This is a genomic window from Streptomyces rugosispiralis, assembly GCF_024505145.1.
GTDB classification, from domain to species: Bacteria; Actinomycetota; Actinomycetes; order Streptomycetales; family Streptomycetaceae; genus Streptomyces; species Streptomyces rugosispiralis.
Map to the genome: position 1 here is coordinate 181,996 of NZ_JANIAA010000001.1, position 9,849 is coordinate 191,844.

Here is a 9,849-nt window from a genome sequence, read left to right on the forward strand (position 1 = left end):
GTCAGCCTCCTCCCGCGGGGGCGGGGACGTCCGCCGGGTCGAGCCGCACCGAGGCGTAGCCGTCCTCGCCGTCGCCGCAGGTGATCAGCGCCCCGCCCGGTCCGGACGGCTGACCGGAGCCCAACCAGGCGGCGGCGACGGCCAGTTGGACCACGCCGAGCGCTCCGTAGACCTCCCCCAGATGCGGGGTGAGGTCGATGCCGCCACCGGCCCCCGGCGCCCCGGGGGCGGTGAGCCGGAGCGCGGCGGGCGGCGTGAGAGCCTGTGTCACATCCCCGGCCGGGGATGTGACACAGGCTCTGAGGTCGTCGGCGATGTCGTCCGGCCGGGTGTGGCGGCGTACGTTCCCCAGGCGCGGTCCGGCCCCGCCGGGCTCCAGTACGACGCAGGCGGCGGCCGCCCGGAGCGGGACCGGCACCGTGGTGCCGGGCGCGGCCGGGCGGAGGGCGGCCAGCCCGCCGGCCACCTCGTCATCGGGTTCGACCCCGACCACCACGACCCGGCGGGCGCGCTCGCCGCGCAGCAGCAGGACGCCCAGCCGGATGGCGTCCAGGCCGGAGGTGGCGCCGGAGCACACCATCAGATTGGGCCCGGTGAAGCCGTAGCGGATGGCGAGGGTACTGGCGATCACGTTGCTGGAGGCGTTGGGGCCGTTCAGCGGGGAGACGTCGTGGGCGGAGCCGGCCCGCATCCCGGTCACGATGTCGCGGACGGTCCGCGCGTTGCCGACGTTGGAGCTGACGACGACGGCGGTGTGCTCCGCTCCGGGGAGCGGTTCGGTGAGCTTGCCCGGGGGCAGTCCGAAGGCGCGGTGGACCGCGCACAGCGCCAGCCGGGTCGCGTCCTCCTTGAACAGCAGCCCCTTGCGGCCCAGTACGGTGTGCGCCTGGTCCGGGCCGCAGGCCGGTTCCGGGGCCACGGAGGCGAAGAGGTCCCGCGCCGCGGTCGCCACGGAGCCACCGATCGGGTCGGGCACATGGAGGGCGTGCGCGGTGACGGTCACACCGTCGGGGTTCATGGTCATCGCTCCACCCTGATCACGCTGACGGCGTTGACTCCGCCGAATCCGAAGGCGTTGACCTGGGCCACCCGGGCAGCGCAGGGCGCGGGTTCACCGATGACCAGCCGCAGTCCGGCGGCCGCCTCGATCGGCTCGGCGAGCCCCGCCGTGGCGGGCACCGACCCGGAGCGCATCGCCCAGGCGGCGACGAGCAGGCTCATCAGCGCCGCGCTGCCGGAGGTGTGGCCGATGGCGCCCTTGATGCCGGTCACCAGCGGGCCCGGCGCGGCACCGGCGAAGACCGTGTCCAGGGCGGCGGCCTCGGTCGGGTCGTTGAGCGCGGTGCCGGTGCCATGGGCGAGGACCAGGCCGATGTCGTGCGGGGTGACCTCGGCACGGCGGTGGGCGTCCCGCATGGCCGCGACGATGCCGCCCACGTCCGGGGCGGTCTCGTGGTGGGCGTCGCAGGAGAGCCCGGTGGCGAGGACGGTGGCGAGCGCGCCGGACCCGGCGTCGGCGGCCCGCCGCAGGACCACCGCGACCGCGCCCTCGCCCAGCAGGACTCCGGCGCGGCCCTCCTGGAAGGGCCGGAGCGCGGGTGTGGGGGCGTCGGCCACCCGGCCGATCATGGTGAGCATGGATTCGCTCATCGCGTCGCAGCCCGCCGCCACGACCGCGTCGGCCTCGCCCGCCGCGAGCAGGTCCTGGGCGAGCGCGAGGGCGTGGCCGGACGCGGAGCAGGCGTTGGACACCGTGATCACCTCGGTGACCTCGGGCAGCACCTCCCGGACCGCGGTGGTGAAGTGCAGATTCCGGCGGCGCACCGGGACCCCGTCCACGGCCCAGCGCTCCATGGCCCGCAGCTCGCGCAGTCCGGTGCCGACGATGACGGACACCCGCTCGACGGCCGGGTTCACCCCGGCCTGGCGGACCGCGCCGAGAACGCAGCGGGCGAGCCAGCGCCCGGCCCGCAGCGGCGGTTCGGGCTCGGCGTCGGCGGTGTCGTCGACGTGATAGCCACGGGTGACGTTGATGCGGCCGGTGTCGTAGAACCGCAGGTCCTGGCTGCCGTCGACGCCCTTGGCCAGGGCGGCGAAGGTGGTGTCGGTGCCGCCGTGGCAGGTGAGCAGATCAGCTCCGGTGATCGCCACGTGCACGGTGCCACCCCCTCAGTACGGCCGCGCCGACACCGCCGTCCGGAGAGACCGAGGTGACCACGGACACCGCGCCGTCCAGCTCCGGGTGGCCGCGGTGGCCGGCCAGCAGGGCGGCCAGCTGCAGCGAACCGGAGGCGCTCTGGCACTCGCCGACCCACTCCTTGGCCCGCACCCGCCACACCCCGGCGCCGAGCGCGGCCTCGATGCCACGGCGCTCGATGTCGTCCAGGCGGGCGATTCCGCTCTCGCCGGTGGCGACCGCCCGCACCTGGGACGGCTCCACCCCGGCGCGGCGCAGGGCGCGGCCGACGCAGTCGGCGAGCCCGGCTCCGGCGTCGGGCTCCCGGCCCGGGGCGCCGTAGGTGCCGACCTCGACGGCCAGGATCTCGGCGTCGGGGGTGCGTCCCTGGGCGCGTACCGCCTCGGCGTTCTCCACCACGAAGACGGCGGAGCCCTCGCCGACCTTGACCCGGCCCTCCTCGGCGGCGTGCTGGCGGTGGCTGAACCAGGCGGTGTGCGGGCTGAACTCCTCGACGGAGCCGACGAGCAGGGCGTCCGCGTAGCCGCGCCGGATCTGGTTGCGGGCGTAGCGCAGGGCGCTCAGCCCGGCGAGCCGGCCGCCGGCGACGGTGGCGTTGACGCCCTTGAGCCCCAGCCAGATCGCGGACTGGCCGGCCGCGCAGTTCATCACGGTATTGGGGAACAGCACCGGGTTGACCAGGAACGGCCGGTCGCCCTCCAGGGTTTCCCGGCTGTAGTCGCTGGTGGCCTTGATGCTGCCGGCGGTGGTGCCCAGGACGATGCCGAACCGGTCGCGGTTGTCGTCGGTGACGGTCAGGTCCGTGTCGTCGAGGGCGAGGGTGCAGCCGAGCAGACCGAGGGAGGTGCTGCGGTCGAAGAAGCTGGTGCCCTTGCGGCCGAGGTGGTCCCGGACCGAGAAGTCGGGCATGGCGAACGCCTGGTCCTCGGGCAGGTCCTCGTCAAACATGCCGGTGACGTCGCGCAGCCCGCTGCGGCCCTCGCCGATGGCGGTGGTGAACTCGTCGGCCCCGATGGCCAGGGAGGTGACGACGCCCCAGCCGGTGATGGCCAGGGTGTGCTCCCGGACGTCCTGGCCGCTGGTGGGGTCCGGGTTGATGGCGGTGGCGTTCATGCGACCCGTCCGAGGATGGTGATGGCGTTGTTGCCGCCGAAGGCGAAGCCGTTGTTCTGCACGACCCTGGGCTGTGCCGGGCGGCTCTCGTTCGGCACGGGGTCGATGGCGGGCAGTTCGGGGTCGGGGGTGCGGTAGTTGGTGGTCGGGGGCAGGAAGCCCTCGTCGAGGGCGAGTGCGGCGGCGATGGCGCCGAATCCGCTGGCCGCGCCCATGGTGTGGCCGAGCATGGACTTGATGGAACTGATCGGCGGGGGCCGGGTGCCGAAGACCTCGACGACGGCCTGGGCCTCCATGGCGTCGTTCGCCGGGGTGCCGGTGCCGTGGGCGCAGATGTAGTCGACGTCGGCGGGGGTGATACCGGCGTTGTGGTGGGCCCGGCGCATGCACGCGGCGATGCTCACCGGGTCGGGGGCGACCATGTGGTTGGCGTCGCAGTTGAGGCCGTAGCCGAGCACCTCGGCGTAGATGTGGGCGCCGCGTTCGGTGGCGGACTCCAGGGTCTCCAGGAAGAGGGCGGCCCCGCCCTCTCCGGTGAGGATGCCGGAGCGGTCCTTGTCGAACGGTGAGCAGACCTTCTCGGTGAGCGCGCCGAGCCGGTAGAAACCGGCGTGCGCCCAGCGGCACACCGAGTCCGCGCCACCGGCGATCATGTAGTCGGCGTCGCCGGTGACGATCTGGTCGTAGGCGTAGCCGAGCGCGTAGTTGCTGGCCGAGCAGGCGGTGGACAGGGTCACCGCCTCACCCGTGAGACGGAGTTCCTGGTTGACGGCGGCGGCCAGCCGGGAGGCCGGGACCTGGGCCGCGTACGCGGGGGTGACCTCGGCCAGTCCGCTGTGCACCCACTCGGCGGTGAGCGCCTCGATGACCTGGGACTCCCCGCTGGTGGTGCCGATGCTGGAGCCGGCGGCGGCGCCCGCGAGCACCTTCTCGTCAATTCCGGCGTCCTCGACGGCCAGCCGCGCCGCCGCCGCCGCGAACAGGCTGGTGCGGCCCCATTCGGCGGTGGAGAGGGTGCGCAGCAGCGCCTTGGGGTCGAAGTCGGGGACCTCACCGGCCATGTAGTGCGGGAAGCCGGAGGAGTCGAAGCTGGAGATGGCGGAGATGCCACTGGTGCCGGCGCGCAGGGCCCGGCCGAACGCCGTGACACCGGTGCCGATGCTGGAGACCGGGCCGAGCCCGGTGATGACGACCCGTCGGTTCATGCTGATCAGTCCTGCCAGCCGGCCTGCGTGGCCACGACGTCGTGGACCGCCTTGAGGTTCTCCATCCGCGGCAGCTCGGACTGCGGGATGTCGATCTTGTACTTCTTCTCGATCCGGGCCAGGATCTCGATCGCCCGCAGCGAGTCCGCCTCGTGCTCCTCCACGAACGAACCGGTCTCGGTGATCTCCTCCGGCTCGACCTCGAGTACCTCGGCGACGATCTCGCGCAGCTCGTCCAGATGCTTCTCACGCGCTTCGGACATGGGATTTCTCCTGAATCTGGCGGGGACGGGGGCGGCTGGCAAAAGCCTGTGGGCGGGGTTGGGGGCGTGCGGAAGGGTCATGAGCCGGTACCGGCGGCGAGCTCCTCGCGCACGACGGCGAGGACCGAGCCGAGGGTGGCGATGCGGCGGTCGCCCACCCAGGTCTCACCACGCATGAACGCGTTGTCGCCGATGAGCTGGTCGATCTCCACGGTGTGGCGCAGCACATCGCCGGGGTAGGCGCTGCCGGTGATCGTCACATCGCGGGCGGAGCCGAAGATGAGGGTGCCCTCGCGCCGCTCCCCGGACGTGGCGGCCGAGTACAGCCACAGCACGGCGCCGGTCTGGCCGAACGACTCGACGAGCAGGGAGGACGGGTAGGCGTAGGCGGAGCCCTGGAGGTTCTCGTCCAGCCCGGCGTAGCAGGGTTCGCTGCCGGTCACGGTCTTGGTGGCGACGATGCGCACCCCGGGTTCGAGGTCCAGGACGCGGTCCACGAGCAGAACGGGGTGGCGGTGCGGCAGGATGCGCCGGATGTCGGCGTGTTCAAGCGTGGTCATCGCCGTCCCTCCGGTCGATGCGCAGTTCGAGGGTCATCCGGGCGGACAGGGCGCCGTCGCCGCGGTGGCAGCGGACCTTGGCCCGCACCGCCGTGGGTGTGTCATCGTGTTCGGTCAGATCGCAGCCGATGCGCAGGGTGTCCCCGGGCAGGAGCGGGGCCGCGAAGCTGATCGAGGTGATGGTGGCCAGTTCGGCGACCGCACCCGGGCCGTGCCGTTCGGTGGCCCAGTGGCGGATGGCCTGGTGGACGGATTCGAGGGTGAACACGCCCGGGTAGATGGTGAAGTCCGGGTAGTGGCCGGCGAGATACGGGTCGTCGCCGGTGATCCGCTTGACCGCCTCCACCCGTGCGCCGGCCGGGGCGTCCGCGATGTCCACCGTGTCGACCGCGGTGAGCGGGGCGGCGAACCGGCGGCTCACAGGACGATGCCCCCGTCGACCTGGAGGATCTGCCCGGTGATGTAGCCCGCCCGGTCGGACACCAGGAACGACACCAGTTCGGCCACGTCCCCGGGGGTGCCGAAGCGGCGCATGGGGACGAGTTCCATCGCCTGGGCGCGCACCTTGTCGGTGAGGCCCGCCGTCATGTCGGTCTCGATGAATCCGGGGGCGACGACATTGACCCGCAGGCCGTAGGGGGCCAGCTCCTTGGCCAGCGCCTTGCTCATGCCGTTGATACCGGCCTTGGCGGCGGAGTAGTTCGTCTGCGCCTTGTTGCCGTAGACACCGGCCACCGAGGAGACGTTGACGATGACGCCCCGCTTGCGCTTCATGAAGCCGAACGCCATCGACCGGCAGAAGTTGAAGACACCGGTCAGGCTGGCGTCGATGACGGCGTCCCAGTCCTCCACCGGCATCAGCACGAGGGGGTTGTCGCGGACGATGCCGGCCGAGTTGACGAGGGTGTCGATGGGGCCGAGGTCGGCCTCGGCCTCCTTGATGAAGGACTGCACGGCCTCGAAGTCCGCGACGTCACAGGGCGCGTGGAAGCAGCGCACGCCCAGCTCGCGGATCCGCTCGGCGGTCTCCTCGGCGCGCTCCTTCTCGCTGCGGTAGCAGAACGCGACGTCCATTCCGTCCTGGGCGAGGCGGAGGGCGACGCTCGCGCCGATACCGCGCGATCCCCCGGTGACAAGGGCACGGCGTTGTGTGGACATGGGAATTACCTCGTGGGTCGGGTCCGGATACGGGTCAGTGGGTGGTACGGGACGGCGGGGCACGAGCGAGGGGCGCCCACCGGCGGGTGACCGCTCACCAGCGGTGGCGCCCACCGGCGGGTGGCACTCACCGGCGGTGGCGCTCACCAGCGGGTGGCACTCACCGGCGGTGGCGCTCACCAGCGGGTGGCACTCACCGGCGGTGGCGCTCACCAGCGGGTGGTCTCGCCGAAGAACCCCTCGATGGCGGTGGCCTCGTTCTCCTCCAGGGCGGCCCGGTGCACGAACGCGCCGACGGCGAGGTCGAGCACGCCGAGGCCGAAGGGCGAGAAGATGACGGGCCGGTCGGGGGCCACCTTCCGACGGCCGCGGATCACATCCGCGAGGGTGCCGTTGATGAACTCCCGGTGGCCGAACTTCTGCTCGGCCAGATGCGGCGAGGTGTTGGCCGTGAGGCAGTGGTCGATGTCGTCCAGGATGTTGTGGGCGCCCGCGATGATCTCCGGGTCGATGTCCCGCAGGGAGATGTTGAGGACGATCTGGCCGGGGGCGAAGGTGCCCGGCCGGGTGATGTAGGGCTCTCCCGCCGTGGTGGCGAGCACCACCACATCGGCCTCCGCGATCGCCTTGTCCCGCTCGGGGGCGACGCTCGCACGGTGGCCGAGGGTGCCGGACGCGTACCCGGTGAGCGATTCGGCGTAGCGCGGGTCCCGGTCGTGCACCAGCACCTCGTCGAACTGCCAGTCGCGGTCGGTGAAGAACTCCAGGATGTTGCGGGCGATGATGCCCGCGCCGATGACCAGGATCCGCCGGGCGGTCCGCGATCCGTGCAGCGTCTCGGCGGCGAGCACGGCGGAGGCCGCGGTGCGGGCGGCGCTGATCTGGGCGGCTTCGAGGCAGGCGAACGGATAGCCGGTCTCGTAGTCGTTGAGCAGCAGGACCGCCGAGGCACGCGGCACCGAGCGCTCGATATTGCCGGGGAAGCTGGCGATCCACTTGATGCCGGCGACCGAGTGCGCACCGCCCAGATAGGCGGGCAGGGCGATGATGCGGCTGTCCGGCTTGTCGGGGAAGCGCAGGAAGTAACTGTTGGGATTGACCGAGTCGCCCAGGTCATGGGTGAGATAGGTGTCCCGTACCTGGTCGACGATTTCCGACCGGGAGCGGCCGATCACACGGCGGGCGGTTTCGCCGCTGACGACGTGGAAGTCGAACATGTCAGCCTTTCAGAAGCAGTGAGCCGTCGGCGTCCGGATGGTCGTCCGCGCCCGCCGGGATCAGGGCCTGGTGTCCGAAGCGTTCCTCGACCCAGGCGTCGTTGTAGATGGTGTTGAGGTAGCGGTCCCCGGTGTCGGGGGCGATGGCCACCACGGTGGATCCGGGCGGCAGCGCCGGACCCCTGCGCACCACGGCCGCCAGGACCGAGCCGGTGGAGCCGCCGGTGGCGATGCCCCGGCTGCTGGCGATGGTGCGGCACATGCGGACCGCCTCGGCCTCGGGGACGATGACGATGTCGTCGACGAGCCGGGGGTCGCACAGTTCGGGCTTGCGGCTGGCGCCAAGACCGGGGAGATGCCGCTTGCCGGGCGGGTAGCCGAAGGTGACGGATCCGGCGGTGTCCACCGCGACGATCCGGGTGCGCGGGGAGTGTTCGCGGAAGTGGGCCGCGCAGCCCATCAGGGTGCCGGTGGTGCCGGCGCCGACGAACAGGTGGTCGACCTCGGGGACCTCGTCGAGGATGGCGGCGGCGGTGCGGTCCCGGTGGATCCGGGGGTTGGCCTCGTTGGCGTACTGGTTCGGCCAGAACAGGGCGGGGTCATCCCGCAGCCGGTCGTGGATGTAGTCGATCCTCGACTGCAGATATCCGCCGTTGGCGTCCTTCTTGTCGACGACCACCACCCGGGCCCCGAAGGTCCGGATCAGGGCCGCGTTCTGCGGCGAGGTGTTCGGGTCGGTGACACAGGTGAAGCGGTAGCCCCTGGCGGCGCACACGGAGGCGAGCGCCACTCCCAGGTTGCCCGAGGACGATTCGATGATGTGGCCGCCGGGTCTGAGCAGATTCCACCGCTCGGCGTCCTCGACGAGTCCGATGGCGGTCTTCAGTTTGATCGAACCGGCCGGATTGAATCCCTCGATCTTGAGCAGGAGCCTGATATCGGGGACGAGTCCATCGATCCGCAGGAAGACACGGTCGAAGACCAGGTCCTGCGCGCTGTCGTACATCAATTTCCTCCGCGCCTTTCCGGGCGCCGCGGATGGTTCATGACATAGGTCCGGGTGGCGAGGAAGAGCAGGACTCCCCACACCAGGAACGACATGTCCCAGACGAACAGGCGCCACAGCAGCGGCTTCCACTCGACGGGGTCGGACGGAGTGAGCACGCCGGACGCCACCAGAAGCAGGCTGCCGACCTGCAGGGCGCCGTAGACGGTCAGCAGCGCCGCGCCGCCCCAGCCCGCGAGAAGCATCAGCGGGCGGGGGACGACGCGGCCCCACGGCCGGACGAGCGACAACGAGAACAGACCGCCCGCCACCTTGAGCGCGCCGGTGATCCAGACGACCGTGATGAAGCCGGAGTTCCGGCGTTCCGCCATCCGCTGGATCGCGCCGCCCAGGGTGTCGAGGCCGAAGGTGCCCCCGGCCGCCCAGTAGAAGCTGAACAGGCCGAAGGCGATGGCCAGTACCGCGGCCGTGTGTCCGGCCCAGGCCATCTGTCGGCCCCCGGTGTCCCGGGCTGTTGGAGCATTCATGTCGGTGGTCCGCTTTCTTCCCTCGTGACGTCGTCGTCGCCGTGGTGTGCGAAGGGGTCAGTCCTGCCAGCCGGCCTGCGCGGCCACGACGTCGTAGACCGCCTTGAGGTTCTCCATCTGGGGCAGCTCGGACTGCGGGATGTCGATCTTGTACTTCTTCTCGATCCGGGCCAGGATCTCGATCGCCCGCAGCGAGTCCGCCTCGTGCTCCTCCACGAACGAACCGGTCTCGGTGATCTCCTCCGGCTCGACCTCGAGCACCTCGGCGACGATCTCGCGCAGCTCGTCCAGGTGCTGCTCACGCGTTTCGGACATGGTGTGCTCCTTCGGGGTGTGTTTCTCGGGTGGGTGTTCTTCTGGTGCGAGGGGGTGGTTCGTGGGCCGTCAGGAGGCCGCGTCCATGGCCTCGACGAGGCTCTTGGGACGCATGTCGGTCCAGTTCTCGTTGATGTGGTCCAGGCAGGCCTGGCGCCCGTCGGGGCCGTGGACGCCTGTCCAGCCGGCCGGGACCTCGGCGAAGACCGGCCACAGGGAGTGCTGGCCCTCGTCGTTGACCAGCACCAGATACCTGGCGTCCGCGTCGTCGAAGGGGTTGCTCATCTC

13 protein-coding genes are annotated in these 9,849 nt (G+C 71.4%); all 13 read right to left on the minus strand.

Translation table 11 applies throughout. The annotated features are described in order from the left end of the window. Position 1: 1 nt before the first annotated feature. The 13 genes from NP777_RS00845 to NP777_RS00905 all read right to left on the minus strand — a co-directional run bounded on the left by NP777_RS00845 (position 2) and on the right by NP777_RS00905 (position 9,846). Positions 2-1,024 carry a beta-ketoacyl synthase N-terminal-like domain-containing protein gene (locus tag NP777_RS00845; protein ID WP_256648021.1) on the minus strand — a complete coding sequence of 341 codons (1,023 nt, stop codon included), beginning with the start codon at positions 1,022-1,024 and terminating at the stop codon, positions 2-4. Continuing rightward, entirely contained in the window at positions 1,021-2,157 is a 1,137-nt protein-coding gene (locus NP777_RS00850; protein ID WP_256648022.1) for a beta-ketoacyl synthase N-terminal-like domain-containing protein, read from the minus strand. The genes NP777_RS00845 and NP777_RS00850 overlap by 4 nt, the downstream gene beginning before the upstream one ends. Further along, complete coding sequence (locus NP777_RS00855) at positions 2,132-3,310, minus strand: beta-ketoacyl synthase N-terminal-like domain-containing protein (protein ID WP_256648023.1); 1,179 nt, start codon at positions 3,308-3,310, stop codon at positions 2,132-2,134. Before NP777_RS00855 ends, NP777_RS00850 begins: the two co-directional genes overlap by 26 nt. Further along, entirely contained in the window at positions 3,307-4,515 is a 1,209-nt protein-coding gene (locus NP777_RS00860; RefSeq protein ID WP_256648024.1) for a beta-ketoacyl-[acyl-carrier-protein] synthase family protein, read from the minus strand. The genes NP777_RS00855 and NP777_RS00860 overlap by 4 nt, the downstream gene beginning before the upstream one ends. Before the next feature lie 5 nt (positions 4,516-4,520). Further along, positions 4,521-4,778 carry an acyl carrier protein gene (locus NP777_RS00865; protein WP_256648025.1) on the minus strand — a complete coding sequence of 86 codons (258 nt, stop codon included), beginning with the start codon at positions 4,776-4,778 and terminating at the stop codon, positions 4,521-4,523. A 77-nt stretch (positions 4,779-4,855) separates the two neighbouring features. After that, positions 4,856-5,338, minus strand: coding sequence for a 3-hydroxyacyl-ACP dehydratase FabZ family protein (locus NP777_RS00870; RefSeq protein WP_256648026.1), 483 nt, complete (start codon positions 5,336-5,338; stop codon positions 4,856-4,858). After that, entirely contained in the window at positions 5,325-5,759 is a 435-nt protein-coding gene (locus tag NP777_RS00875; RefSeq protein ID WP_256648027.1) for a 3-hydroxyacyl-ACP dehydratase FabZ family protein, read from the minus strand. Before NP777_RS00875 ends, NP777_RS00870 begins: the two co-directional genes overlap by 14 nt. Next, positions 5,756-6,496 carry a 3-oxoacyl-[acyl-carrier-protein] reductase gene (gene fabG / locus NP777_RS00880; protein ID WP_256648028.1) on the minus strand — a complete coding sequence of 247 codons (741 nt, stop codon included), beginning with the start codon at positions 6,494-6,496 and terminating at the stop codon, positions 5,756-5,758. The genes NP777_RS00875 and fabG overlap by 4 nt, the downstream gene beginning before the upstream one ends. Before the next feature lie 209 nt (positions 6,497-6,705). Then, a complete protein-coding gene (gene sbnB / locus NP777_RS00885; protein ID WP_256648029.1) occupies positions 6,706-7,713 on the minus strand; it encodes a 2,3-diaminopropionate biosynthesis protein SbnB in 1,008 nt (335 codons plus the stop codon). Between the two features lies 1 nt (position 7,714). Further along, positions 7,715-8,719, minus strand: coding sequence for a 2,3-diaminopropionate biosynthesis protein SbnA (gene sbnA / locus NP777_RS00890; protein WP_256648030.1), 1,005 nt, complete (start codon positions 8,717-8,719; stop codon positions 7,715-7,717). Beyond that, a complete protein-coding gene (locus tag NP777_RS00895) occupies positions 8,719-9,246 on the minus strand; it encodes a DUF3995 domain-containing protein (protein ID WP_256648031.1) in 528 nt (175 codons plus the stop codon). The genes sbnA and NP777_RS00895 overlap by 1 nt, the downstream gene beginning before the upstream one ends. Positions 9,247-9,303: 57 nt before the next feature. Next, the gene (locus NP777_RS00900; RefSeq protein ID WP_256648032.1) at positions 9,304-9,561 is read right to left on the minus strand and encodes an acyl carrier protein; all 258 of its coding nucleotides are present in this window, start codon (positions 9,559-9,561) and stop codon (positions 9,304-9,306) included. Between the two features lie 69 nt (positions 9,562-9,630). Beyond that, the gene (locus NP777_RS00905; protein ID WP_256648033.1) at positions 9,631-9,846 is read right to left on the minus strand and encodes an MbtH family protein; all 216 of its coding nucleotides are present in this window, start codon (positions 9,844-9,846) and stop codon (positions 9,631-9,633) included. Between the last annotated feature and the right edge of the window lie 3 nt (positions 9,847-9,849).